The organism is Methanimicrococcus stummii (genome assembly GCF_032594435.1).
Taxonomy (GTDB): domain Archaea; phylum Halobacteriota; class Methanosarcinia; order Methanosarcinales; family Methanosarcinaceae; genus Methanimicrococcus; species Methanimicrococcus stummii.
The window spans coordinates 1,027,428-1,052,680 of the sequence record NZ_CP131062.1 but is presented as its reverse complement, the minus strand read 5'-3'; the positions used below and the strand labels follow the sequence as shown (position 1 = coordinate 1,052,680).

Sequence of the window (25,253 nt, the reverse complement as noted above, 5' to 3'; positions counted from 1 at the left end):
GTTGTTAATTTTATTCAATTTTGAAAGGTTTTTTCATGTCACATTCTCAAAATTCGAATCGGCCGCTTGAAATTTTCGGTCTCAAAAGTGATTTAATTCATCCCGGCGATGATATTTTTTCAAAAATCAAAGTCGCGTTTTCGCGCGCGGACGTTTTTCCAAAGGATTCCGATATTTTCGTTATCGCCGAATCCGCGTTGGCAACTGCTGAAAACCGCGTCGCTCATTTATCAACTATTCAGCCGAGCGCGAAAGCGCTGGAATTTGAAAAATTATATCAAATCGACGCGCGCGAAGCCGAGCTTGTCATTCGCGAGTCCGATGTGATTTTCGGCGGTGTTTTCGGCGTTCTCCTGACGCTCAAAAACGGTTTGCTTTGCCCGAATGCCGGGATTGATAATTCCAACGCGCCGAATGATTGCGTTATTTTGTATCCCGAAAATCCGACAAAAAGCGCGCGAGAGATTGCGAAATTCATTCTTGATGAGTTCGGGGTTTCCGTCGGCGTTATCGTTGCCGACAGCCGAACGCAGCCGCTTCGCCTCGGATGTACCGGCGTTGCAATCGGCGCCGCCGGCTTTTTGGCAACCGTTGACAAACGCGGTGAAACGGATTTGTTCGGGCGGCCGCTGTCCGTGACGCGCGTCGCCGTTGCCGACAACCTGGCATCCGCCGCCGAAGCCGTGATGGGTGAGAGCAATGAAAGCACGCCGTTTGCGCTGATTCGAAACGCGAACGCCGTTTTTGATTCAGAGGCGTTCGGGATTACGACAATTTCGCCCGAAGAATGTATGTATTGGGGCGTCCTTTCAAAAAGTGAAAAAGAACCGTAAAGAAAAACAAAAGTTATTTAATGATGTACATAATTTTATTTAATTATCTCTTATTAAAATACAGGTGAGAAAAATGAGTTTAGAAGTTATTGATTTCACTGCCGCCTGGTGCGGTCCCTGCAAAATGCAAAAACCGATTATCGAAGAATTAGAAGCCAAATACAAAGACACTGTCGGATTCCGCGTCATCGACGTTGACGAAAACCAGGAAATGGCGCGTCAATATTCCATTCACGCCATCCCGACAATCGCGATTTTAAAAGACGGCGAAATGGTCAGCAGTTTCGTCGGTTTGACATCCAAAGATAAATTGGAAACGGAAATCGAGAAATATCTCTGATTTCATTTTCTTTTTTTATTTCATTTCTTTTTTCAAATGCAAAAGTCATTTTTTCAATTTCTTAAGTAAGCTTTGCTTTTTCATTTCTTAAAATTCAGGGTTTCGTTTTTCCAATATTTTTGAAATTGCGGCATACGCGCGCGGCGCAGGCGGCGCGGCTGCCGGCCGGGAGCGGCAAGGTAACAGCGCAAAACGGAATCGGCAAGGTGGCCGCAGCAAACAGAAACAGTAAGGTAACATCGCCCCGTTCGCGAAGCGAACGGCTGCTCTTAAAAGAAACAGATGGCATGATGACAGCACCCGACTTGTGATGTCTTTAAAAAATTTCAAAATTGCATTTCGTTTTTATTTTTCGTTTTAAAATCAATCATTGCGCCAATTTGTATCTCAAAATCGCAGCGATTCCGCCGAGCGAATTTAACTTTTGGCCGGGTTCAAATTCCGTGCTGAAAACAATGATTTTTCCTTGGCCGGCTTCAACGTCTTTCATCATTTTCTCAATCGACAAATCATTCGCATTCGCGGCTGTTTCTCTTTCTTCGCGCAATTTCTCATCGGCGACCAACAGCGTTTCAACCGCGCCGTAATCAATCGCCGTTTTCACTTCCGCCGGCCCGTAAGCCGCTTTGCCGTCGATTGCAATTTCTTTGAGCAGCTCGTCCATCATCGCGGCTTCGCGAGAAAGACGGGATTCCTGCATGATTTTATCAATCGAGCCTTTCTTTAAAACTTCCAGGAAACCCGGAATCCCAATCATCGAGCTGTCTTCAACAGCGGTTTTGGACGCGATTTCCGGATACGCTTTCTTGAAATGATTCATAAAATCATCCTTCGTAAAACCCGGACCGCAAACGATAACGGCCGCGTTTTCATCATACACGAAATTCAGTTGGTCGGCAACTTCCTTAAAGAAAACATCGCGAAGACCGTTTTCTCTTTTTCCGGAAGATTGGCGAATGTGAGAATACGGCTCAATCCCGTAGTGGCGAACAAGACCGATGTCGGCGTCACCCTCTTCAATCCCGACGATAATGACCGACGGCTGCTTGCCGGCAATTTCCGCTTCCTTAATACGCTCCAACTGATCGTTTTTCCATTCATCTTTGACGATTGATAAATTCATGCCTTCTTCAATGTTGAGCGTGTGATGCATTCCGGCATCCATCCCCTGCTCAATCACACCTTGAATACGCAGACGGTTCGCGAATTTGTGAAACTCCACCTTTTCAACGCGAATCCCGAGGCGAACCGTGACTTTTTCCAATTTTTCCGGGCGAATCTTATCACCCGCGCCTTCCGGCTTTCTTTTCGTGAGCGCGAAAATCAAATCATTCGGATCGATAATGTATTTCAAGTGCCAAAGGTCTTCCAAAGTCTCCGCTAAAAGTGAAATCTCGCCGCTTCTGCCTTTCAAATCTTTTTTGAGCACTTTCATTTTATCGTCCGTTATTTTTGATTTTGATTATTTTTTTGGTTACGTTTGATTCTTCTTTTGATTATTCTGATTGGTAAGCCTGAATCCGTTCTTCAAAATTAATCTCGCGGACAATTTCATGCAATTGCCAAATCAATCCAAACACATCTGAAAACATCGCCGTCTTAACGCCGTGCGTTTCAATTTCAGTAATCGGCGAAATTTCGGTACATTCTGCTTTCATCGCTTTTTCAAACGTTTCAGAAATGTCAGGCACAAGAACATTTATCCAAAACGGTTTCGGATCTTCGGGATTTGCCGCAATCATGCCGTAATCGGGATTTTCATCCAAGAAATGAAAACGCGTGCCGTAAATCGTAAAAACGGCTTCGTTTAATCCTTTTTCAAAACTTGTGTTTTCGATTCTTTCAACATCAAAGATTTTTTCATATAATTCCAGCGCTTTGATGCTGTCTGTTACGATAATATCAATTTCTACGCCGTTCATAATTTTGCCTCTTAATTCTGTTTGTCTGTTCACCGCCGCGCGCGAGGCAGCATTTTCATAATTTTTATTTTGAGTTGCTCACTCATTTTCAATCTTTTGATTCGATTTTCCGCCGTCAGGACCTTCCCTTATATCCGATTCCCCAGGCGGCATGACCATCGCAATTAAATCCGGAGACGCGATTTGTTTCAAAAACTTCTGGTCCTTGATTAAATCCGTGTACGCGCGATATATTTTCTTCGACAAATCGTTCTGGTTGAATTTTCCGGGGATTATTTCGCAAACGTAAGAGCCGTTTTTCGTGACGGCTGAAATCGGACCGCCGATCGCTCTGGTTTCGGGCTTGAATTCCAAGCCGACGGCAAGTTCAAGCGTGACATCTTCAAAGTAGCGGCGCTCGCCTCTGATGATGAAAGATCCTTTCGGGACATATTCGCCGGTTTCCGGCGTTTTTGAAACTTGGTCGCCTTTAATCATGTAACAGTCGCCTGATGCGCTGCCGCTTTTCCAAAGCGTTGAGTGGGAAACGGCAAACGTTGCCGCTTCTTGCAGCGTGCTTTCGGGAACTTCTTTTCCTTCGCTTTTGACAACCGTCAGCGGCGCGCCGGGGTATTGGGTGTGGAAAACGTAGTCGCGCTTTTCCATGTATTTTTTGAAAATTTCTTCGTTGGAATCCGAATCACGGCCGCCGACAACCAAAAATCCGTCAGAAGAGATGAACCATTTGAAACGGTCATACCAGTGCTTCTTTCGTTTGAGCACGAATTCCGTTCCTTTGGATTTGTCTTCCTTCTTTTCCTTTTCTTTCTTTTCAATAATTGCCTGCGTGTCGGCAAGCGCTTTTTCCGCGCCGTCTTTCTTTTTCTCAAACTTCTTCGCCTGATCGTAATAAACGTTCGCGTTCTGCGGAATCGTTTTTCGAATATCGAGGACGGCTTTAAACTCTTTCAAATCCACTGTCACAGACGCTTCAGCCGGCTGAATCGAAAGGATTGCTTTCGCGGCTTCGTTGGAGTTTTCTTTTTTCGCGGCCTCAATAATTTTCTTAATTTCGTCCCACGAATAACCCTTATCGCGCGATGCGTTTAAAACATTCAGAATCGACTCGACAAAAGCATAATTGGAATAAATCGCCTCGGCGACTTTTGTATTCTTTTCAATCTCTCGATTGAATTTCTCAATCGTTTCTGTTTGCTGTTTCAAGCGGCGCTCGTAAATGCCGAGTTTTTTGTCCTGCTTGACCTCTTCCTTTTTCGTTTCAACAACCTTTAACGCGGCTTTGCCGAAAGCTTCGTCAAGCGCTTCCGAAAACGTTTTGAATTCAATAAAAGGCAAATCTTTGTATTGCGCCAAATCCAAAGCGACAACGTCGGCAATTTCCATATTTTCGGGTAAAACGAATTCCGGGGTTTCCGCTTGCGCGCCGGTGTCGGCTGCTGCCGCGCCGCCGGACAGGTTTGCGCTGTCTGTGTTTGTGCCGGCAGGATCAGGTGCTGTCACTGCGCCGCTGCCGTCTGCTGCCGCGCCGCCTGCCACAGCCAAAACCGCGCCGGGGTTTTCCAATTTTTCTTCCGCGCTTGCCTTCGATTTTTCTTTCTTTTCCTTTAAAATCAAGCGCGGGCTGAAATTTCCGGTTTGAATCGGCGCGAGCATTTCATTAATCGTGTCATAAATAATTTGGATTTCGCCGTCCGTTAAATCGGCGGCCGGTTTTGTTTTATCAATCTCGCATCTTTTGAAAACTTCTTCGGAATAAAGGCCGCCGAGATTGAATTGATTCGCAAGTGTTCGAATCGCGTCTCTGTCCGATGCCGACAAAATTTCTTTCATCTCTGCGATTGTCGTTTTCATCGGATTGATTTGGTTTTTCGGAAGCTCGTAGATTTCGCCTGAGCGAATTCTTCGCTCCTTAAACGTGATCGGCTTCATCGGCAGAATGATTTTTCCTTCTTTGTCCGTTAAAATGACATTTCCTTTCGAGAAAAGTTCGGCGATGAGAATCGTTTCTTCGCCGCCGCGCATCATGCCGATTTTAACAATTCTGTCAAATTCGTGCTGCTCGATTGAAATAATTCTTGCGCCCATAATATATTTTCGAAGCAGCATCGGAAAACTCTGCGCCACTTTCGGTGATTCTTTCAGATACCTGCTCATGTGCAGACGCTTGCCGCTTTCAATAATTAAATTCACGCGGCCTTGGCCTCTGACAAATAAATTTAAGCGGATTTCATTTTCGTCCGGCTGATAGATTTTTTCGACTTTCGCGTCAAGCAATGTCGTTTCGCCGGCCGTTAATTCCGCAACAATCGCCGCCACATCGGCGCTCGTCATTTCCTGCTTCATTAAAAGATATATAATAACAAAATGTCTATAAATATTATCAACATTCAGAGTTCAAAGTTTGAAAAAATTTAAGCATTCAAAATTTCATATTCCATATTTCATTTCAAAAACAATTTTTTATTCAAGGCGGTACGATAAATGGACGAGCTGACAAAGCGTTTCTTAAAAGCGAGATTTCAATCGTATTACAAGAATTTAGATTTTCAGATGCCGCCGTCGTTTACGTCTCGCGAATGGGGTTTTATTTCATTTGACCCGATGCCCGATGTTGTTATGAAACGCCACAAATATTTCGGCTCTTTCAACGAAGTTTCCGAATATTTAGTCGGCATGGCGCCGGCACATGTTTATTATTCCGTCGCGTATTACGATATGCCGGGCGCGCCGCGCATGGATCAAAAAGGCTGGAAAGGTGCCGACCTGATTTTCGATTTGGACGCCGACCACCTGCCGGGCGCGAAAATGACGTATTCCGACATGCTGGATCACGTCAAAGCGGAATCGCTCAAACTCGCCGATTTCCTGGTCGATGACTTCGGATTTTCAGAAAACAACATCGAACTCGTCTTTTCAGGCGGGCGCGGTTATCACTTTCACATTTATGACGATAAAATTTCTCAGCTCGACAGCGCCGAACGCCGCGAAATCGTCAATTACATCAGCGGCCGCGATTTGGATTTCAAATTTTTCTTCAAAGAAGTCGCAATGGTCGGCGATGCCGGCGCAGGCTCCAAAGAATTTATGGGCAAGCGCGGCAAAATCCCGACGAAATGGGTTTTGGAAGGACATGAAAACGGCTGGGGGAAACGAATTGCCGGCTATGTCACAGATTATTTGAGATCCGAAGCGGAAATCGGAAAAGAAAATCCGAAGGAAATGTTTAAAGACTTAAAGGAAAATAAAATCGCGGGAGATACGACTCTGAAAAAATTAGCCGTTCTGGCTTCCGATGAAACGCTGCTTTCCGAAATTATGGAAAAAGGCCGTTTGGATTTTCCCGTTAAAGATTTTAAGACGATCATTGAACACATCATTCAGAAAACCGTCGCGGAATTCGGTGTCGATGCCGGCGCGAGCGTTGACGAGCCTGTGACGGGCGACATCAAAAGACTCATCCGCTTCCCGGGATCGCTTCACGGCGGCTCCGGTTTTGAAGTGCAGACGCTTTCATTCGATCAGCTTCCCGGTTACGATCCGCTGACCGATTCGCTGGCATTTGACGACAAGCCGACAAAAGTTCGAATTCAGCGTCCGTTTTCGTTCCTGCTGAACGGACAAGAGTTTTCCGTCACCGAAGGGAAAGAAGAACTTCCCGAATACGCCGCTGTCTACTTAATGTGCAGGGGAGTTGCAAATTATGGATATTGATAAAACGCTTGAAGAAGTCAAACAAACGGCTCGCAGAGAAAAGGCGCGCGATTTAAAGCCGATCCCCTCCGATTTCTATTCGACGGCAGCAACCGCCGCTAAAAATCTGGAAGCGGAAATGATAAAAATCGGCCGCCCGAGATCTGTTGAATACAAGATGTTGGAAGACGAACTTTCCGGACTTGTGACCGATGCCGAAACCGTCTTCATGAAACGCGCCGGCAAAGTCGTTGAGCGCGCGACATCGGGTGCATTTACCAATTCTAAAAATATTCTTTTGAAAAAAGATGTCGATAAATTATTGCCGGCCGAACAGGAACTTTACGAAGATGTTCTTCAGGCGATTTTAAAAGCGCGAACGGCTTTAATCGCAGAGCTGGTTGACGCGGACAAAGACGACGAAAAACCGGTTTTCAAAACAAATCAAAAAGGTCAGATGCCGATTCAAAAAGAATCCAAATCCGAAAAGCCGAAAGAAACCAAACCGGAATCAGCATCCGGATCAAACTCCACCGACTCTGCGGCAAACGGTTCCGACCCTGCAGCGCCGTCTGAGGCCTCCGCAAATCTTATAAATGAGAATTACGTTCTTGTCCGAATATTAAAGGATTTACCTGAATTTATGGGCGAAGATAAACGTACTTATCAGCTTCATGCGCAGGATGAGGTCGAATTGCCGGCCGCAAATGCGAATTTGCTGATTAAGCGCGGCGTCGCCTTAGGTATAACCGGCAGTTCCGAAGGCAATCCGGAGTCTTGATGTGTTTTTAACAGCTTCCCGACTCGGATGTGCGTCCCGATATAAATTGTGAGAAACGGCGTATTGTTTTTCAAAAGCGCGCGACCGATTGTATCATTCCGGCAACGGATCCTTTTATATTTTACAAATTCCGCGCGGGCTTATCCCGCGGATGTTATAAGGAATCGCAGGTGAACATCATGAAGATGCCCAAGAACATTAAAACATACTGCCCGTTCTGCAAAAAGCACACGGAAATCTCTTTGGAGAGAGTTAAAAAAGGCAAAGCCTCCTCTCTTACAATGATTGCCAGACAAAAGAAAAGACAAACCGGTATCGGTAACGCCGGTAAATTCTCTAAGGTTCCCGGCGGTGACAAACCGACCAAGAAAGTCGCGCTCAAATACAGATGCACGGAATGCAAAAAAGCGCACCAGAGAAAAGGCTTTAGAGCAAAGAAATTCGAATTTGTGGAGTGAGGCAAATGACAGATTATACAAACAAACCCAAAAGCAGATTCTTGCGCGTGAAATGCAACGACTGTGAAAATGAACAAATTATTTTCGGCAGCGCCAGCAGAAAGGTTGTCTGCAACAACTGCGGAAGAGTTTTATCCGAATGCACGGGCGGCAAATCCAACATTACCACCCACATTCTTGAAGTTCTCGAATAATTCGAGACTTCTTTCATTCTTTTTTTATTTTTTTGAAATATTTTATTGTACAGCGAACGCTTTTTTAAAAAACAGAGGTTGATTTTCGATTCATTTTTTTGAAAGTTAGAGATTGATTTTCATTTCTCTTTTTTGATAAATCTGTGCGGTCGCGCGCGGCGGGCACCGCTGCGACAGCAGCGTAGTGCAAACCTGACTCCAATCGGAAACGCAAAAAAATCAATGATTGAATTTTTTAAGCACGAAATTCAAAAAACAAACGCCCGATTTCATCCGTTTTCTTCAAAATGGTCGTCTTCACGCGCGCGCCGCCGCTCCCGCTCAAACACATAAATCACAATTGCGGCAACGGCTATTCCGATTGCAGCGCCGGCAATTACATCCGACGGATAATGAACCAATAAATAAATTCGGGCAAGGCCTGCAATACAAGCGGCGAGAAAAAGCGGCACCGCCCATTTTCTGAAATAATATGCGGCAACGGCGGCGGTTGTAAAAGCGGTTGCCGTGTGTCCTGATGGAAATGAAACGTAGGGGCGCACTTGTATCAATATGTCTGCCGCGCCCAATCCGAGTTCAACGTACGGGCGCGGGCGCGCGACAATGTCTTTGATGATTCCGGTTGTGCCGCTGCTTGCGAGGAGCGCGACTGCCAATATGAAAATCAGCGGTCTTGTTTCTTTTTTCAGGGCGAATATAATTGCGAGAAGAATTGCGCCGGCTCGGAATGTGCCGAGGTAAGAGAGCAAAACGGCGGCAAAATCCAAAAATGAATTTCCGCCGGCAAGATAAATTTGCATCATTGCGGCGGTGTCAATCATTTGAATATATTCGATTAAGTTCATCATTTTTCGAGCCTTAATGTTTCGGTTTTGTTTTTGTCGTTTTCTATATGAGTTTTCTATTTATATTTGAAGTGTATAAATAAAACCATATTGAATTTACATTTATTATTTAAAATAAAAATCAAGATTCAATCCGGAATTGAGTTTTGATTGAGGGAATATATTTGATTTATCAACAAATTAAGGTGTTAACTATTTAACCGCAACTGAAATTTAAATTGTATTGAATTATTGAATTATTTATCTGACATGGTTGAATTGGAATCTCTTCCGAATTCCGAATTTTTTAATCATGATCAGTATTACTTGTCGATTCTTTTGACGTTCATTTTCGACAACAATAACGGAGAGTATATATTATGACTGATGAAACCCCGAACAGACCGAGAGCAGACCCTACGTTTGAACACAAGCGCCACGGCGACAGGAAACCGGACAGCGCGCGTGATGACCGCGAGGAATGGGTTTGGGTTTTGGATTATCTCCCGTACGGCAGGGAAACGGACAACCGTCCGGTTTATCAGAAAAAACCGCTTATTCACGCACTCGGCGACAACAAATTGATTTTGATGGAATTGATTCCGATTGAAGGCAAAATTCCGCCGCTTCATATTAAAACGCATATCGGCGGAAAAGATGAGGAATATGTCGAGCGTGTTAAGTCGCGCATTCCTTACGACGATCTTTCCCACGGCGCGAAGCTGGAGCTGCCGCTCGTTTTGGAAGATTATGTCGTTGCGAACGAAGACCGTTTTGTTCAGTTTTTCAGTGAAGCGAAGCCGCTTTCCATGCGCCAGAACAGTTTGGAATTGCTTCCGGGCGTCGGCAAAAAGCTGATGCTTGACGTTTTGGAAGAATCCAAAAAAGGACCGTTTGAAGGATTTGCCGATTTAAAAGCGCGCGTTCCCGCGCTTCATAATCCCGAAAAATTGATTGTCCAGCGCGTCATCGAAGAAATGAAAGGCGGCCAGAAATACTACGTCTTTGCGGCGCCTCCCTCTCGTTCAATGATGAATCCGGAAGAAGGCGGACACCAAGGCGGCAGCGGCAGCAGACACGGCGGCGGCAATCGCAGCGGCGGGCGCGGCAGCGGTCGGCGAGAGTTTTGATTTAATTTTTTTCAAACCCGATCCGACAATTTAATTCAAAAACTGAAATCGTTCATTCGATTTCTTTTATTTTATTTGTTTTTTACATTTTTGAATTTTTATTTATTTTTAACGAAAACGATTGAGATTATTATGGTTCGTCAAATCCTGAAAGAGTTTAATGTCAAAGGCGGCAAAATGGATCAGCATTTTTTGATTGACGCCGCCGCTTTAGATGAAATTGTTGATGCCGCTCAATTAGACCCTTCCGATATTGTTCTTGAAATCGGCGGCGGCATCGGAAATCTCAGCGAAAGAATTGCGCCGCGCGTCTCCAAACTGATTATCATCGAATTGGATCCGCAAATGATTCACGTTTTAAAATCTCGTTTATCCGTTTACGAAAACATTGAAATCATTCACGGAAACGTCATGGATGTCGATTTATCAAAACTGCCGTTTAACAAAATCGTTGCCAATTTGCCGTATTCCATTTCTTCGGATGTCACGCTTAAACTCCTGCAATCGAATTTCGATCTTGCCGTTTTGATGTATCAATACGAATTTGCGGAGCGCTTGGTTGCAAATCCCGGCAGCAAAGACTACGGCCGCCTTTCCGTTCATGTTCAATACAAAGCGGACGCGTCCTTTGTTCTGAAAGTTCCGAAAAGTTCCTTTGAGCCCGCGCCGAAAGTCGATTCCGCCGTCATTCAACTCATTCCGAGGCCGGCCGCGTACGCCGTCGCCGACGAAGACTTTTTCTTTTCGGTCACGAAGGCGCTGTTTTCACAGCGCCGGAAAAAAATTAAAAATACGCTTCTCGGAAGTCCGTTAAACACGGAAATTCCGAATCTGAAAGACATTTTAAATCAAATTTCGGATCAGCCGTTTGATTCAAAATCTGATCCATCCGCGTCTTCCGTTTCCGATAAACTTTCGGGTAAAACCGTCGGCGACGTTTTGTCGATGCGCGCCGAAGAATTGTCGCCGGGAGACATCGCCCACTTTTCGAATTTGCTTTATCTTAAACTCAGAAGCTGAACTCTTTCAATTAATCAAGAATTAACTTTGAATAAATTTATTTTGAATACTTTCACTGTATGTGGTTTAAATTTAAATCCAAACATTGTGTATTACGTTTATGTTCATCATCAATAAGTTCATCAATTCCAATAAGTTCAATAAAAACCATTTCCGGAGATGCCTGGTATGATTCCGATTGATGACATCCCTTCCGAAAATCAAGAACGGATTCTGAATCTCATAAAAGATCTTGAAATGATTGTCGCGGAACGAAAAGACTTGGAAAACGCGGAATATGAATTGAGGGAACAGTTGTTTTTTGAAATGGGAGAAAATCAAGTTGATTATGCCGAAACTGAGTTCTCCAAAATTCAATACGTTCCGCCTAAAACGACTCCGAAATTTGATTCAAAAAAGCTGAAACAAGATCATCCCGAAATTTACAAACAATATTCATACGATTCTGAAAAGAAAGGATTTATCAAAATTACAATTAAAAAATTATAATTAAAACGACCAAAAAACAGAGGCATTTGAATGACTGACGAAACCGTTGACAACAAAACACCTGTCATTGTCACGAAAGTGGAATACAAAGGAACAAAAGTATCCGTTTTGGAAGACGTTTACGAGCCGGCCGAAGATACTTTTTTGCTGGCGGACTGCGCGGTTTCCGAACTTTCAGCACAATTCGGCGGCAACGAAAACGGCAGCAATAGCAACGGCAGCAAGAACAATTTCGATGACTTTTTCGCTCTTGAAATCGGCTGCGGTTCGGGGTTTGTTTCCGCTTTCGTTCAAAATCATTTTCCGAATCTGCAATTGATGGCGGTTGACATCAATCCGAATGCGGTCGCTTGTGCTAAGATGAACGGCGTTCGCGCTTTTGAATCCGACATGTTTGAAATATTTGAAAAACCGCGCCTTCTTCGTTCGATTGACACGCCGGTTGAAGACGCGCCGCCTGCAAAGCCCGCGCCCGGGTTTGATTTAATTTTATTCAATCCGCCGTATTTGCCGACATCCGATGATGAAAAAGTCGGTGGTATGCTGAATTATGCTTTTGACGGCGGCGCTGACGGGCGTGACAGCATCAATCTTTTTTTAAGCCAAGTCGGTGCTTATCTCAAATCAGACGGTTTCTTTTTGCTTTTAATTTCCTCCATTACGGGGCTTGATGAAGTGATTGCAGAAATGGAAAAATACGGTTTTTCAGCGTCAACAGTGGGTACTAAAAAATGTTCGTTTGAAGAGTTAATCGTTTTGAAAGGAAAACGGCTTTAAGTTTTCCTGTTCTTTTCTTTTTGATTTTATATCTTACAATTTTTATCATGAGAGGGTTAATCATGGCATCTAATGTTTATTTTACAAATTTCCGCGCGCGCAAAACGTCGGACAGCAAAGTCTGCAAAATCAAACGCTTATTCAAGGCGGCCGGTTTTGACAATATGTTTTCCGCCGGCGATTTGACGGCAGTCAAACTTCATTTCGGCGAACGCGGCAACGATGGCTACATCAATCCTGTTTTTGTCCGCGCGGTCACGGACTGCGTCAAAGAAGCAGGTGCGTCTCCCTTTGTGACGGACACGAATACGCTTTACATCGGTTACCGCAGAAATGCGGTCGACCATGTTGAAACGGCGCTCTTGCATGGTTTTAATTACGCGGCGCTCGGGGTTCCGGTCATTATCGCAGACGGCTTAAAGGGCGACAACGAAATTTCCGTTCCGGTCAACCTGAAAGAATTCAAAGAAGTCAAAATAGCGGCCGACATCGTAAACGCGGATGCGATGGTCGTTTTAACGCATTTCAAAGGCCACGTCATGTCGGGCTTCGGCGGCGCTGTCAAGAACTTGGCAATGGGATGCGCTTCCGTTCGCGGCAAATGGGAACAGCACGAAGCGGCGCAGCCGGAAGTCGATCTCGGGAAATGCACATCCTGCGGCGCGTGCATGGACGCGTGTCCTGCAAATTCCATTGAAATGACGGATGCCGGCGCGCACATCATCGGCGCGACTTGTCTCAGCTGCGGCCACTGCATGATTTGTCCGGAAGATGCGATTTTTCACGACTGGAGCCGTGTTCCGGCATTTATCGACCGCATGACGGAATACGCTTACGGCGCGGTCAAAGACAAAGCGAAAGCCGGAAAAGTGTGTTACATGACTTTTGTCATGAACGTGACGCCCGACTGCGACTGCGCTTCCTGGAGCGACGCGCCGATTGTACCCGACATCGGCATTTTAGCGTCAACCGATCCGATTGCCTTGGACCAGGCGTGTTTTGATTTGGTGAACAAAAGCCGCGGGTTTGAAAACAGTAAACTGAGACACAATCATAATTCCGGCGAAGACAAATTCAAAGGCATTTGGAAAGATGTTGACGGCCGCCGCCAAATCGAATACGGCGAAGAAATCGGTCTTGGGACGCATGAATATGAATTGATTGAAGTTTAAAAACTTCAATTTTTATTCATGCCGTTTTATGCTTTTTTCACAATGTTTAAATATAATTGCAGGCTTTGAGTATTTCACTTCAAGACCGTGAGCCGCCTTAACTCAGATGGTAGAGTGTCTGGCTGTTAACCAGAATGTCACAGGTTCGAGCCCTGTAGGCGGCGCTTGATTTTTGTCTGTTTCTTTAATTTTCAATTCTCTTTCTGATGGGCCTGTAACTTAGTTGGTTAGAGTGCTCGGCTCATAACCGAGTTGTCACTGGTTCAAATCCTGTCAGGCCCACTCAAAAACCTTATATATTTCATAACGGAATGTATGAATTATAACTGTTAGTAATATAATCAATTGCTGACAGTAAACAAAATGTGCCGCCTTAACTCAGATGGTAGAGTGTCTGGCTGTTAACCAGAATGTCACAGGTTCGAGCCCTGTAGGCGGCGCTGATTTTTATCAAATTGAAAATAAACGAAACCGATTTTTCATTTCGTTTTTGTCATAAAATTTATATACAATACAACATTCTTTCAAATCGGCTTATGCCGCCTTAACTCAGATGGTAGAGTGTCTGGCTGTTAACCAGAATGTCACAGGTTCGAGCCCTGTAGGCGGCGCTTTTCTTTTATTTTTTACTTCGTTTTCATTCTATTCTTTTATTTGCTTTCGTTTTTATTGTTTTTCATTTCTGCCGTTTTCATTTTTGAAACTTTAAAGCGCCGTTCCTTTGGAAGGCACGGTAAAACGCGACATGTCAACACCTTCATGTTCCAGCAACTCAATTTTCTTGGCGATACCGCCCGCGTATCCCGTCAAACTGCCGTTTGAGCCGACAACCCGATGACAGGGAATAATGATTGAAATCGGATTGTGTCCGACCGCGCCGCCGACCGCTTGTCCGGACATGCTCGGCTTGTTCATTTGAACGGCAACTTTTTTCGCGATGTCGCCGTACGTGATGCATTCGCCGTACGGAATTTCACACAAAATCTTCCAGACTGCTTGGCGGAATTCGCCGCCGATCGGCGCGAGCGGCAGATCGGATGCGGTCGGCTTTTCGCCTTCAAAATATCTGTCCAGCCAAGTTTTTGCCGCGGCAAAAACGGGCAAATCATCGTTTTGAACCAGTTCTCCGGCGGTGCCGCCGTAATATTTTTGTCCTTCCAGCCATAAACCGATGATGTTTTCACCGTCACTTGCAATTGTTATCATTCCGACCGGCGATGAATAATCTGTTGAGTAATGCATTTTCTGATCTCCATTTTCTTATTTCTTTCTTACTTTTATTTATTCTTTTAATGAATTCCATAAATTGATTGTCGCGTAACTGCGCCACGGTTTCCAATCCAAAGCCAATTCCGTCATTTCTTTTTCCGTGCGCGGCGCCAACGCTTTTTTAATGCCGGCATCGGTTTCAAGAAACGCATCCGGCCAGCCCATCGTCCGCATCGCGATATATTGCGCCGTCCAAGGGCCGATGCCCTGAATTTTCAATAACTTTTTCATTTCAATTTCCGGCTGAGCGCAAAAGTCAAAATTGACAGTGCCGTCGGCAAACGTTTGAGCCAGCGCCAAAATCGTTTTCGAACGCGCCGAAATAATTCCTAAAACGCCTAAATGTTCCGTGATTGAATCGCTTAAAGCCAAAATGTCTTCCGGGGCCGGAAATGTGTGCGTCAGCTCTTCAATTCCGGTTTGAATCGGTGTTCCGTACGTTTCCGCCAGTCGTCCGGCCAGCGTGCGCGCCGCTTTGACGGTGATTTGCTGTCCCAAAATCGCGCGAACCGCCGTTTCAAACGAATCAAAACATCCCGGAAGCCGCGTTCCCAAAACGCAAAGTCCTGGTTTAATATCATTCATTTCGGCAAGCGTTTCGTAAACGATCTCCGGATTACAATGCAAATCAAATAAATGCCGTATTCTGAAAAGAATATCCGGTAGCGCCGGAAGCAGGTTTTCGGAAATCGTGACCGTTAAGACATTTTTGTCCGGGCGGTTGCCGACGCGCACCCGGCCGTACAAGTGCTGCGCCTCTGCGGTCATATGCACGGTACGCAAATATTCGCCGTTTCGGACGATTTCAACACCGGGAGCCGCGCGCGCTTCCAAAAATTCAAGAATTTGCTGCCATTGATATGGCGGCCGGTAGCCTAATGCCAATGTGATTGTTTCCGATTGTTTTTTGTTGTCGGCGTTTTGGCGAAACATTGTCGGTGAAAGCCGGTATTGATCTTTAAACAATGCGTTAAAATGCCGCAAACTTCGAAAACCCGATGCTTTCGCGACTTTTTGAATCGGCAGATTTGTCTCCGTAAGCAGGTTTTTCGCAAGAAGCAGTCGACAAGTTTGTAAATATTGAATCGGAGAAACATTATATTCCGCCGTAAACACCCTGCGCAGATGGCGGCCGGTGCAGCCGAGACGCGCGGCAAGCTCCTCCACGCTTTGTTTGCTTCCGCATTCCTTTTCCAAAAGTTTTGCTGCGCGGCGGGCAAGATCTGCTGTCGCGTCGGTGGGGGCGGCAGAAACGCCGGGCGCAATCTCGGGGCGGCATAACAGACACGGCCGAAATCCTGCGTTCTCCGCTTCCGCCGCCGTTTTGAAATATGTGCAATTTTCGGCTTTGGGCATTTTCGCGCGGCAAACCGGGCGGCAGTAAATTCCGGTCGATGATACGCCGACAAAAAAACGGCCGTCGAATCGACTGTCCTTTGATTTAAAAGCCGTGTATAACTCTCGATTGTCTTCTTCTGTCATCTGTTTTTTCTCCGTTCTGCCTTCTGATTTATTTCTTCGCTTCTATTTAATGATATTCGGTTTTTTTCGGACATGGAATTTTTCAATTCATTTTTTCAAATTTCAAAATCTTTCATTCTTCTGAAATCGGGATTTTTCAGAGATGCCGTTTCTTTTTTCAACTAACAAAATGCTTTAATAATTCCCGTTCTATTACCAATATCTTATAATTTTTCAAATTGTTTTTGAAAATATTCATTGACTGTTATTGTTTTATTGAATTCGAGGTTTTGTTGATTATGTCTCTCATTTCAGAAAAAGATGTTTTAGTTCCTTTAGACGTGCTTGCCGATTTTCGTGACGATTATATCGCCAACTATCTTCGCGCGACGCAGAACAGCGGCCGCTTAATGCTTTTTGCAGGCGATCAGAAAATTGAGCACTTAAACGACGATTTTTACGGCGACGATATTCCCGAAGAAGACAACGATCCCGAACACTTGTTCAAAATCGCTCAAAACGCGGAAATCGGTGTTTTCGCAACGCAAATGGGACTTCTCGCGCGCTACGGCATGGATTATCCCGATTTGGCTTATCTTGTCAAAATGAATTCCAAAACGCACCTCGTCAAAACATCTCAAGACGATCCTTACAGCGGTCAGCTCTACAGCGTCGACCAGTTGATGGAATTTAAAGGAAACAGCAAGTTAAATATTGTCGGCATCGGCTACACGATTTATCTCGGCAGCGAATACGAATCCGACATGCTTGCCGAAGCCGCTCAATTGATTTACGAAGCGCACAGATTCGGTCTTCTTACCGTTTTGTGGATTTACCCCCGCGGCCAAGCCGTGATTGACGAAAAAGATTCTCACCTCATCGCCGGCGCAACCGGTGTTGCCGCGTGTTTGAATTCCGATTTCGTTAAAGTCAACGCGCCGCGTGCAAAAGACGGACAAGATTCCGCCGTTTTGCTCAAAGAAGCCGTTCAGTCGGCCGGCAGAACCAAAGTCGTTTGCGCCGGCGGATCCAACGCCGCGCCCGAAGATTTCTTAAAAGAATTATACAAACAATTAAACGTCAGCGGTGCCGCAGGCAACGCAACCGGCAGAAACATTCACCAAAAATCGCTGGAAGAAGCCGTTCGCATGTGCAATGCGATTAACGCGCTCACCGTCAAACGCGTGCCGATTGAAGAAGCCATTAAAATTTACAGAGGGGAATAATCTCCTCTCTTTTCTTTTTTTTATTTTATTCCAAAAAATCCTTTTTCAATGAAAAGCTCGATTTTTCAAATCTTCTTCTCCGATTCTTGAAGTCTCTTTGAATTGATTTTATCAAGTCAATATTTTTATAGGAGAAAAATGATTTTGCTGTATAGTTTAAGGGTAATAAGGTTTATTCAATCTGATTTATTTCATATTTTTAATTATTTTTATTAAGGTGTTATATTATGCAAGAAGAGAAAAGCAAGTGGGTTAAATACGGCTCACTGTTCGCGATTATTATTATGCTCGGCTCCGTTTTCGCTCTTGTTCTTTACGGCAGCTGGGACAGCTTGACCGGAAACGACAGCGCGACAACCGAATATCCTTTCGCGGATGTTCCGGGAACGCATACGAATTTTACGTTTAAAAACGCGAAAGACGCGGCAAAATACGTTCCCGAAGGTGTTTTAGGAATCAACATTCTCAAAATATATGAAAACGATTCGATTGATCAAAAGCTTCAGGAAAATTTCCCCGGCGCGGAAGCCTCTCGCGTGATGACCGCTTCTTATTCGACCGGCGGTCTTGAATACTATCTTTTGGACAGCGAAGAGAATGTCAGCATCGTTCTTAACAGCAGCAAACCGCAATATGAAAACTATGAAGGTCACAACATTATCTTCATCAGCCCCTATCAGCGTGTTGTTGTCGGAAATCCGTTTGTTATCGCGTCTTTCTTCAATTATGTTGACAACACCTTAGCCAAGAATGCTGTTGATGTTTTTGAAGGCAAAGCTTCCGGTTCCACAAACTTAAATGACATTTTGGCGTACGCGGAAGATACCGACAATTATGACGAAATCATTGTCTACAAAGCGAATGACGGCAGCAATTACACCAAATACTATCAGCGTTCCTCACAATATTTGAACATGACAACTTTCCAATTGTCTTTCCAGTTGGAATCCATCATTTTAAATCCCAGCGATGAAATGAAACAGGATGTCCGCGACCTCGCCGAAAACGCAAATGCCGGTGTTGAATTTACAATCACCGAAGAAGGCGACGTTATGAAAACGTATGTTGACGGTTCTGATTACACGTCTTTCATGACCGACACAAACGCACTTTACAAGCTCGTTTCCAGTCACACAAAACAGAGCAGCACAGTTTAATTTTAATTTCCGTTTCGAAAGAAACGGCTTCTTTTTTTATTTTATTTTTTTAAAGAGCGAATGCTTTCGATTATTTTTTTGAAAATGAGATTTCATTTTTGAATCTATTCTGAAATTGCAATTTCGGTTTTGATTTATTTTTTGAAACCCCAAGCGTTCGCGCGCGTCGTGGGCGCGGCACAGCAAACGGAAACCTGAAGGTTGCAGCAGAAACAGAAACCTGGAGGTAGCGGCACCACGTTCGCGAAGCGAATAGCTGTTAATAAAATGAGGGCAAATGAAGTCAAATATGTCTTTTGAGAATTTATTTCAGAAACCTTTATATGCAATATTTCCTTCTAAATCCTGTTTTAATCTGAGACTTGATTTCGATTTACATTTGATTTGCGCTTTATTCTTTTTACAATAAAGCGGTTATTCGATTACGATTCAAGATTTTAGTCAATAAAACAACTATGAATAATGAAAGTTGGGAGTTGTTTGATTTCTGTTTTCAGCCATCGTCGGCTTTGAAATCTTGAAAAAACATTATTTTCCCGTCTTGAAGGAGATTGATTTATATGGCAATTGCAAAATTCGAAGCCCCTGAAGAACTTCAAACGAGCGCATTAGAAGCTGTGGAAACAGCAAGAGACAGCGGTAAAATTAAAAAAGGCACCAACGAAGCAACCAAAACAATCGAAAGAGGAACTGCAAAACTCGTTGTCATCGCCGAAAACGTCGAACCCGTTGAAATCATTGCTCACCTCGGTCCGCTCTGCGAAGAAAAGGGTGCCGCATATATTTTCGTTAAAGAACAGAAAGACCTCGGAGCCGCATGCGGTCTCTCCGTCGGCTGCGCAGCAGTCGCAATCACAGACGCAGGCAAAGCATCCGAATTGGTTGATGATGTCGCACAGAAAGCTGCCGCTCTCAAAAACTGATTTAATCGCAGGAGAGATGAATTATGGCAGAAGAATTTAACAACGTCAACGGTTTTCCGGCCGAAGTGATTGAAATCATCGGAAACACAGGTATGCACGGTGAAGCCAGTCAGATCCAGTGCAAAATTTTGGAAGGACGCGACAAAGGCCGTGTCATTACCAGAAACTGTGTCGGACCTGTCCGTATCGGCGACATTTTGATGTTGATTGAAACATCACGTGAAGCCAAGAAATTGAGCATGAGGTAAACGGTGATTCAAAATGGAACAAAGAAAATGCAGTTTTTGCGGGGAAATGATTGAACCCGGTACCGGTAAACTTTACGTCAAGAAAGACGGCGCAACATTTTTCTTATGCTCTTCCAAATGCCAAAACAATTTGACAATGGGAAGACTCCCGAGAAAAACCATCTGGACCGAAAAGGGCCGCGCCGAACAAAAGAGAAAGTAAGTCTTTGGACTTCTTTTTCATTTTTTTATTTTTGACTTTTATTTATTCGGGATTAATTAACGGATTAACCAACGGGTTACTCAACGGATTAATTCATCTCGGATTCATTTAAGTCGTTTTGAAATTTATTTTGTTAATTTTTACTTAAATTCAATATCAATTAATGGTGATTTTTTATGGAACGCACATATGTTATGATTAAACCCGACGGCGTTGCACGCGGTTTGATGGGCGAAGTTCTCTCAAGAATTGAAAAGAAAGGCCTTAAAATCGTCGGCATGAAGTTTGCCGTCATGGAAGAAGCAAAAGCAAAAGAACACTACGCAGAACACGTCGAAAGACCGTTCTTCGGAGGTCTTGTGGAATTCATTACATCCGCTCCGTCTTTGTCTTTGGTTGTTGAAGGCGGCGACTCAATTAAGATTATGCGCGCAATCAACGGCGCAACCAAACCGGCAGAAGCAGCACCCGGCACCATCCGCGGTGACTTCGCGGTCGACACAGGCAGAAACCTCGTTCACGCATCCGACTCACCTGAGGCGGCAGAACGCGAAATTAAAATCCACTTCGGCGACGCTGCGCTCGTCTCCTACCCGAGATGCGACGACGCGTGCTTGTACGAATAATTATTTTTTGATTTGAAAAGCTGAAGCTTTTCAATTTCTTTTTTGTTTTTCGTTTTTCAATTTTTCGTTTTTCAGCCTTTTGTTTCTCATTTTCCGATTTTTGTTTTTCAGTTTTTCGCTTCTTGGTTTTTCAGTTTTTTGTTTTCTTCTTATTAATTTTATTTTGTTTTCCTCTTATTAATTTTATTTTGTTGCCGTTAGCGTTTCAAATTCTTCTCAATTTTCCTTTCCTGCTCTTGCCACTCTTTTTATCTGTCATTTTGTTCTTTTGGAAATGCAAACGTATTTAATATACTGAATATTAATGACAATTCGGAGGTCTTAAATTATGAAAAACTATTTCGATCTGACAGGTAAAGTTGCAGTTGTCACCGGCGCTTCCAGCGGTTTAGGTGTTCAATTCGCGAATGCATTGGGAAACCAGGGCGCAAAACTCGCGTTGGTTGCAAGAAGAGCCGATAAATTGGAGGCCGTTAAAAAAGATTTGGAATCTAAAGGGTTTGAAGTTTTCACGCAGATTTGCGACGTGACTGATTCCGAATCCGTCAAAAACGCGGTTTCCGCAATCGCCGGCCATTACGGAACGATTGACATTTTGGTCAACAATGCGGGTCTCGGAATCGGTGAGCCGGCCGACACAATGTCGGATGAAGTTTGGAATCAAATGATGGAAACCAACATCAACGGCGTTTATTTCTTTGCCCGCGAAGTCGGAAAAATCATGCGGAAAAACCAATACGGCAGAATCATTAACTTAGGTTCAATTCATTCCAGAGTGGCGATGCCTTTCTCAAAAATGATGACGGCTTACGCGACAACCAAAGGCGCGGTTTTCATGATGACAAAAGCGCTTGCCAACGAATGGGCGCGCGAAGGCATCACGGTTAACGCGATCGGTCCTGCTTATTTCGAATCCGAAATGACAAGCGAAATCCTGAAAGCCGACGAATTTAATAAAATTCTTGACACCTATTGCCCGATGGGACGAGCCGGAAAAGCCGGAGAATTGGACGGTGCGATTATTTATTTCGCTTCGGACGCTTCGACATATACAACCGGGCAGCTGCTCAATGTTGACGGCGGCTGGACTGCGATTTAATTAATTTTTGCAAACAATTTTAATTTTTTTAGAAGGCGGCTGTTTCTATAATTTTAAATAAAATGCCGCCTTTTTTGAATTATGATTCAAAGTAAATATCGTTTGGAAAAAATTGAAAAAAACGGCAATGTCCGATACAATTTAGTTAAAGACATTCGCTTTAAAGACCAAAAAGCAAAGGTCAGAGTTCCGATTTCAGATCCTCAAAATGTCGACATTTTGAATATGGATTTGGAAAAAAAGGCTGTTTTAAAAAAAGTGGAACTTTCTTCTGATTATTATATTTCCGATTATTTGGAAAAATCGGATGTTTTGTCTTTGGAAGAAAAAAGATGGATTTATAAAGAATTTTTCAAACAAGTTTCGATTGACGAAGCTTCTTATTTTGAAAAAAAATTTGAAACCGATTATATTCACGGAACGACGGCGGTTGAAGGAAACACGCTCACTCTTGCCGAAGTGAATGATCTTTTGGAATACGGACTTTCGCCGAAAAAAGATTTGCGGGAAATTAATGAAGTTCAAAATTATGTCAAAACGCGTTCGTTTACAAGCAATTATAACGGAAAAATAACGGCTGCCTTTATCAAAAAAATTCATTCGTTGATTATGGATAATATTCTTGAAAATTCCGGTCAATTTCGAAACGCAAATGTCGGTATCGTCGGGTGCGATTTGCAGCATACGCCGCCCGAACTCATCGAAGATGAATTGAATGAACTGATTCAGATTTTTTATGAAAATATCCAAAATCAAAAATATCCTTTTGAACAAATTTTGATTTTCCATTATCGGTTTGAAACAATTCACCCGTTTTTAGACGGAAACGGAAGAGTCGGCCGCGAAGTTATGAATTATTTACTTCGAAAAGAAAAGTTTCCTCAGTTTTTAATCGGAAATGAAAACCGCTCGGAATATCTTTCAGCGTTGCGGTCAGGCGATGAAGAAAAACTAAAACAGATGATACAAACTTTTTATCAAATGTATCAAAATCAATTGACAAAAATTGAAGACGAATTTAACAGGCTTCAGTAATATTTTTGCTGCCACCATCCCAGGTTTGTATTTATCGCTTGGTGTCAGGTTTACGTTTACCGCGTGGTGTCAGGTTTACGTTTGCCGGTTGGTGTCCGGTTTACGCTTACCGGTTGGCATCAGGTTTGCGCTTGCCGCCGCCGACTGCCGACTGCCGGCAGCAGCCCGCCGCCGCGCGCGTATGGGCTCGTTTTTCATAAAATTTGCAAAATAACGCATTTCGTTTTTCAAAAAATTTGTAAAATGACGCATCTCGTTTTTCAAAAAAATTTCCGATTGAAGCGGATTTTTTAACATTTTTCTTTCTTAACAGTGACGTTTTTATAATGAAAAGCCGTTGCTGTACTTCTGTTCATCAACTTCGTAATTTATGCCGCTTCAAGTTTTTTATACTTCTTTGGCATATTTTACAGCATACAATTTTATGATTTATTTTCTCAATCCAAACGATATTTCGGTTGAGGGGTGATTTTTATGGCAGAGGAAAACCAAAATTTAAGAACGCCGATTGTCTGCGTGATGGGTCACGTCGATCACGGCAAAACAACGCTTTTAGATCAAATTCGAGGAACGGCTATCGTTAAAGGCGAAGCCGGCGCAATTACGCAGCACATCGGCGCAACAGAAGTGCCGATTGACGTGATTGTTGAGAAATGCGGCGACAAGCGCCTTGCCGACAAATTCATTGTTCCCGGCTTGCTTTTCATTGACACGCCCGGCCATCACGCTTTTACAACACTTCGCAGCCGCGGCGGATCGCTTGCCGATTTAGCGGTCGTCGTCGTCGATATTAACGAAGGTTTTAAGCCGCAAACGATTGAAAGTTTAAACATTCTCAAACGTTTCAAGACGCCGTTCATCGTCGTGACCAACAAAATCGACAGAATTTTGGGCTGGAAAGTCCACGAAGGCGAATCTTTCTTATCAACCTACAATAAACAAACGCCGGAAGTCCAAGGTCTTTTTGAACAAAAATTCTATGATGTCATCGGCCACCTTTACGAACAAGGATTCAGCGCCGACCGCTTCGACCGCGTCACGGATTTCCAGAAAACGCTCGGCGTCATCCCGATCAGCGGGTTGACCGGCGAAGGCATCCCTGATGTTTTAATGATTCTTCTCGGTTTGGCGCAGCGCTTTTTGGAATCTTCGCTTCAATATGACATCAACGGTCCCGGTGTCGGAACCGTTTTGGAAGTGAAAGATGAAAAAGGACTCGGAACCACAATTGATGTGATTTTGTACGACGGAACACTCAAAAAAGGTGATACGGTTGTCATCGGCCGCCTCGGTGAGCCGATTGTCACCAAAGTCCGCGCGCTCTTAAAACCGCGTGAACTCAGCGAAATCCGTTATGAAAGCAAGTTCCAGCCGATTCAAGAAGTCGCGGCAGCAGCCGGTGTTAAAATTTCCGCACCCGACATTGACGACGCGCTTGCCGGTGCCCCGATCATTTCGGCAACGCCGGAAACATTGGATGCCGTCATTGAAAAAGTTAAATCCGAAATTGACGATGTTCAAATCCAAACCGATACGGACGGTGTTATGATTAAAGCCGACACAATCGGCTCTCTTGAAGCGATGGTTCACGAATTTAAGAAAGCAAACATCCAGATTCAAAAAGCGGAAGTCGGCGACATAACAAAACGCGATATTATGGAAGCCTCCACAATCAACGATCCGAAGCATTCCGTTATTTTAGCGTTCAACATCAAAGTTAATCCCGACGCGCAGGAAATGCTGGATGAAACGCTTGATCTTCGCATGTTCAGAAATGTCCGCGTCTTTAAAAACGATGTCATTTACCGCATTTTAGACGAATATCAGGACTTTGTCAAAGAACAGGAAGAAGAGCTTGAAAAGCTTCGCTCCGATACGCTTATCAAACCCGGTCAATTCAAAATTCTTCCGGGCTGCGTTTTCAGACAAAGCAAACCGGCTGTCGTCGGCGTCCGCATTTTAGGCGGCGTTGTCAAAAACAACACCGATGTCATGCTTCCCGACGGAACCGTTGTCGGAACCGTCAAAGGGCTTGAACTTAACGGAAAAAAGGTTCCGAAAGCCACCGTCGGCATGGAAGTTGCAATGGCGCTTGACGGCGTTACCGTCGGCCGCCAGGTCAAAGAAGAAGACATTTTGTATGTTCACATTCCGGAAAGCGATTCCAAAGTTTTGGAATTTGAAATCTTTGACACGCTGACACCGGATGAGCAGGAAACGCTTGAAAAATATCTGGTCATCCGAAGAAAAGACAAACCGTTTTGGGGAAAATAATCGAATTATTTTCCTTTTTATTCGGCTTCCGATTCTTATTGACTTTTTGTTTTTTAATCATTTTCTTATTATTTTTTATTTTTCATTATTTCTATCATATTTC

28 protein-coding genes and 4 tRNA genes are annotated in these 25,253 nt (G+C 44.0%); 24 read left to right on the top strand and 8 right to left on the bottom strand.

The features are described from left to right. Positions 1 to 35: 35 nt before the first annotated feature. Positions 36 to 833: a coenzyme F420-0:L-glutamate ligase gene (cofE, locus tag MmiEs2_RS05160; protein WP_316558814.1), complete on the top strand. Its 798-nt coding sequence runs from the start codon at positions 36 to 38 to the stop codon at positions 831 to 833. 64 nt (positions 834 to 897) lie between these two features. Further along, positions 898 to 1,173: a thioredoxin gene (gene trxA / locus MmiEs2_RS05155; protein ID WP_316558813.1), complete on the top strand. Its 276-nt coding sequence runs from the start codon at positions 898 to 900 to the stop codon at positions 1,171 to 1,173. Positions 1,174 to 1,267: 94 nt separating this feature from the next. Here the strand turns inward: trxA and MmiEs2_RS05150 are convergent, their stop codons facing one another. The 4 genes from MmiEs2_RS05150 to rqcH form a co-directional block, all read right to left on the bottom strand. Further along, the gene (locus tag MmiEs2_RS05150; RefSeq protein ID WP_316558812.1) at positions 1,268 to 1,462 is read right to left on the bottom strand and encodes a hypothetical protein; all 195 of its coding nucleotides are present in this window, start codon (positions 1,460 to 1,462) and stop codon (positions 1,268 to 1,270) included. A 78-nt stretch (positions 1,463 to 1,540) separates the two neighbouring features. Beyond that, positions 1,541 to 2,608: an mRNA surveillance protein pelota gene (locus MmiEs2_RS05145; RefSeq protein ID WP_316558811.1), complete on the bottom strand. Its 1,068-nt coding sequence runs from the start codon at positions 2,606 to 2,608 to the stop codon at positions 1,541 to 1,543. 61 nt (positions 2,609 to 2,669) lie between these two features. Beyond that, a complete protein-coding gene (locus MmiEs2_RS05140) occupies positions 2,670 to 3,095 on the bottom strand; it encodes a VOC family protein (RefSeq protein ID WP_316558810.1) in 426 nt (141 codons plus the stop codon). Between the two features lie 78 nt (positions 3,096 to 3,173). Then, positions 3,174 to 5,426, bottom strand: coding sequence for a ribosome rescue protein RqcH (gene rqcH / locus MmiEs2_RS05135; RefSeq protein WP_316558809.1), 2,253 nt, complete (start codon positions 5,424 to 5,426; stop codon positions 3,174 to 3,176). Between the two features lie 150 nt (positions 5,427 to 5,576). Between rqcH and priS the strand changes: the two genes are divergently transcribed. The 4 genes from priS to MmiEs2_RS05115 all read left to right on the top strand — a co-directional run bounded on the left by priS (position 5,577) and on the right by MmiEs2_RS05115 (position 8,218). Beyond that, positions 5,577 to 6,806 carry a DNA primase catalytic subunit PriS gene (gene priS, locus MmiEs2_RS05130; protein WP_316558808.1) on the top strand — a complete coding sequence of 410 codons (1,230 nt, stop codon included), beginning with the start codon at positions 5,577 to 5,579 and terminating at the stop codon, positions 6,804 to 6,806. Further along, complete coding sequence (locus MmiEs2_RS05125) at positions 6,796 to 7,566, top strand: DNA replication complex subunit Gins51 (protein ID WP_316558807.1); 771 nt, start codon at positions 6,796 to 6,798, stop codon at positions 7,564 to 7,566. The genes priS and MmiEs2_RS05125 overlap by 11 nt, the downstream gene beginning before the upstream one ends. Before the next feature lie 179 nt (positions 7,567 to 7,745). Next, complete coding sequence (locus tag MmiEs2_RS05120; protein WP_316558806.1) at positions 7,746 to 8,024, top strand: 50S ribosomal protein L44e; 279 nt, start codon at positions 7,746 to 7,748, stop codon at positions 8,022 to 8,024. A 5-nt stretch (positions 8,025 to 8,029) separates the two neighbouring features. Then, positions 8,030 to 8,218, top strand: coding sequence for a 30S ribosomal protein S27e (locus tag MmiEs2_RS05115; RefSeq protein ID WP_316558805.1), 189 nt, complete (start codon positions 8,030 to 8,032; stop codon positions 8,216 to 8,218). 269 nt (positions 8,219 to 8,487) lie between these two features. Here MmiEs2_RS05115 and MmiEs2_RS05110 read toward each other — a convergent pair whose 3' ends face one another. Then, a complete protein-coding gene (locus MmiEs2_RS05110) occupies positions 8,488 to 9,066 on the bottom strand; it encodes a phosphatase PAP2 family protein (RefSeq protein ID WP_316558804.1) in 579 nt (192 codons plus the stop codon). 356 nt (positions 9,067 to 9,422) lie between these two features. Between MmiEs2_RS05110 and MmiEs2_RS05105 the strand changes: the two genes are divergently transcribed. The 9 genes from MmiEs2_RS05105 (at position 9,423) to MmiEs2_RS05065 (ending at position 14,241) form a co-directional block, all read left to right on the top strand. Then, positions 9,423 to 10,172 carry a DUF655 domain-containing protein gene (locus tag MmiEs2_RS05105; RefSeq protein ID WP_316558803.1) on the top strand — a complete coding sequence of 250 codons (750 nt, stop codon included), beginning with the start codon at positions 9,423 to 9,425 and terminating at the stop codon, positions 10,170 to 10,172. 132 nt (positions 10,173 to 10,304) lie between these two features. Next, positions 10,305 to 11,192, top strand: a complete 888-nt coding sequence (rsmA, locus tag MmiEs2_RS05100) for a 16S rRNA (adenine(1518)-N(6)/adenine(1519)-N(6))-dimethyltransferase RsmA (RefSeq protein WP_316558802.1) — start codon at positions 10,305 to 10,307, stop codon at positions 11,190 to 11,192. Between the two features lie 168 nt (positions 11,193 to 11,360). Then, positions 11,361 to 11,681 (top strand): hypothetical protein, encoded by a 321-nt coding sequence (locus MmiEs2_RS05095; protein WP_316558801.1) that lies wholly within the window; start codon positions 11,361 to 11,363, stop codon positions 11,679 to 11,681. 30 nt (positions 11,682 to 11,711) lie between these two features. Further along, on the top strand, positions 11,712 to 12,458 hold the full coding sequence (locus MmiEs2_RS05090) for a HemK2/MTQ2 family protein methyltransferase (protein ID WP_316558800.1): 747 nt from the start codon (positions 11,712 to 11,714) through the stop codon (positions 12,456 to 12,458). 62 nt (positions 12,459 to 12,520) lie between these two features. Then, positions 12,521 to 13,630, top strand: coding sequence for a DUF362 domain-containing protein (locus tag MmiEs2_RS05085; RefSeq protein ID WP_316558799.1), 1,110 nt, complete (start codon positions 12,521 to 12,523; stop codon positions 13,628 to 13,630). Positions 13,631 to 13,721: 91 nt separating this feature from the next. Beyond that, a tRNA-Asn gene (locus tag MmiEs2_RS05080) sits at positions 13,722 to 13,794 on the top strand. A 44-nt stretch (positions 13,795 to 13,838) separates the two neighbouring features. Then, positions 13,839 to 13,912: transfer RNA gene (locus MmiEs2_RS05075), tRNA-Ile, on the top strand. An 85-nt stretch (positions 13,913 to 13,997) separates the two neighbouring features. Then, positions 13,998 to 14,070, top strand: a tRNA-Asn gene (locus tag MmiEs2_RS05070). Positions 14,071 to 14,168: 98 nt separating this feature from the next. Beyond that, positions 14,169 to 14,241 (top strand) — tRNA-Asn (locus tag MmiEs2_RS05065). Positions 14,242 to 14,335: 94 nt separating this feature from the next. Here the strand turns inward: MmiEs2_RS05065 and MmiEs2_RS05060 are convergent. Together MmiEs2_RS05060 and MmiEs2_RS05055 are read right to left on the bottom strand one after the other, a co-directional pair. Further along, positions 14,336 to 14,872 carry a methylated-DNA--[protein]-cysteine S-methyltransferase gene (locus tag MmiEs2_RS05060; RefSeq protein WP_316558798.1) on the bottom strand — a complete coding sequence of 179 codons (537 nt, stop codon included), beginning with the start codon at positions 14,870 to 14,872 and terminating at the stop codon, positions 14,336 to 14,338. A 39-nt stretch (positions 14,873 to 14,911) separates the two neighbouring features. Continuing rightward, positions 14,912 to 16,381, bottom strand: a complete 1,470-nt coding sequence (locus tag MmiEs2_RS05055) for an AlkA N-terminal domain-containing protein (protein ID WP_316558797.1) — start codon at positions 16,379 to 16,381, stop codon at positions 14,912 to 14,914. Positions 16,382 to 16,659: 278 nt separating this feature from the next. Between MmiEs2_RS05055 and MmiEs2_RS05050 the strand changes: the two genes are divergently transcribed. The 8 genes from MmiEs2_RS05050 (at position 16,660) to MmiEs2_RS05015 (ending at position 22,876) form a co-directional block, all read left to right on the top strand. Beyond that, on the top strand, positions 16,660 to 17,586 hold the full coding sequence (locus MmiEs2_RS05050; RefSeq protein WP_316558796.1) for a beta/alpha barrel domain-containing protein: 927 nt from the start codon (positions 16,660 to 16,662) through the stop codon (positions 17,584 to 17,586). A gap of 227 nt (positions 17,587 to 17,813) precedes the next feature. After that, positions 17,814 to 18,743, top strand: a complete 930-nt coding sequence (locus MmiEs2_RS05045) for a hypothetical protein (protein ID WP_316558795.1) — start codon at positions 17,814 to 17,816, stop codon at positions 18,741 to 18,743. Between the two features lie 560 nt (positions 18,744 to 19,303). After that, positions 19,304 to 19,666: a 50S ribosomal protein L7Ae gene (gene rpl7ae / locus MmiEs2_RS05040; RefSeq protein ID WP_316558794.1), complete on the top strand. Its 363-nt coding sequence runs from the start codon at positions 19,304 to 19,306 to the stop codon at positions 19,664 to 19,666. A gap of 23 nt (positions 19,667 to 19,689) precedes the next feature. Next, a complete protein-coding gene (locus MmiEs2_RS05035) occupies positions 19,690 to 19,914 on the top strand; it encodes a 30S ribosomal protein S28e (protein ID WP_316558793.1) in 225 nt (74 codons plus the stop codon). Between the two features lie 13 nt (positions 19,915 to 19,927). Next, the gene (locus tag MmiEs2_RS05030; protein ID WP_316558792.1) at positions 19,928 to 20,116 is read left to right on the top strand and encodes a 50S ribosomal protein L24e; all 189 of its coding nucleotides are present in this window, start codon (positions 19,928 to 19,930) and stop codon (positions 20,114 to 20,116) included. A 176-nt stretch (positions 20,117 to 20,292) separates the two neighbouring features. Beyond that, a complete protein-coding gene (gene ndk / locus MmiEs2_RS05025) occupies positions 20,293 to 20,742 on the top strand; it encodes a nucleoside-diphosphate kinase (RefSeq protein ID WP_316558791.1) in 450 nt (149 codons plus the stop codon). A 328-nt stretch (positions 20,743 to 21,070) separates the two neighbouring features. After that, positions 21,071 to 21,841, top strand: coding sequence for an SDR family oxidoreductase (locus MmiEs2_RS05020; protein ID WP_316558790.1), 771 nt, complete (start codon positions 21,071 to 21,073; stop codon positions 21,839 to 21,841). Between the two features lie 81 nt (positions 21,842 to 21,922). After that, positions 21,923 to 22,876, top strand: coding sequence for a Fic family protein (locus tag MmiEs2_RS05015; RefSeq protein ID WP_316558789.1), 954 nt, complete (start codon positions 21,923 to 21,925; stop codon positions 22,874 to 22,876). Between the two features lie 75 nt (positions 22,877 to 22,951). Here the strand turns inward: MmiEs2_RS05015 and MmiEs2_RS05010 are convergent, their stop codons facing one another. Continuing rightward, the gene (locus MmiEs2_RS05010; protein ID WP_316558788.1) at positions 22,952 to 23,173 is read right to left on the bottom strand and encodes a hypothetical protein; all 222 of its coding nucleotides are present in this window, start codon (positions 23,171 to 23,173) and stop codon (positions 22,952 to 22,954) included. Positions 23,174 to 23,350: 177 nt separating this feature from the next. Between MmiEs2_RS05010 and infB the strand changes: the two genes are divergently transcribed. After that, positions 23,351 to 25,150 carry a translation initiation factor IF-2 gene (gene infB, locus MmiEs2_RS05005; protein WP_316558787.1) on the top strand — a complete coding sequence of 600 codons (1,800 nt, stop codon included), beginning with the start codon at positions 23,351 to 23,353 and terminating at the stop codon, positions 25,148 to 25,150. Positions 25,151 to 25,253 lie beyond the last annotated feature (103 nt).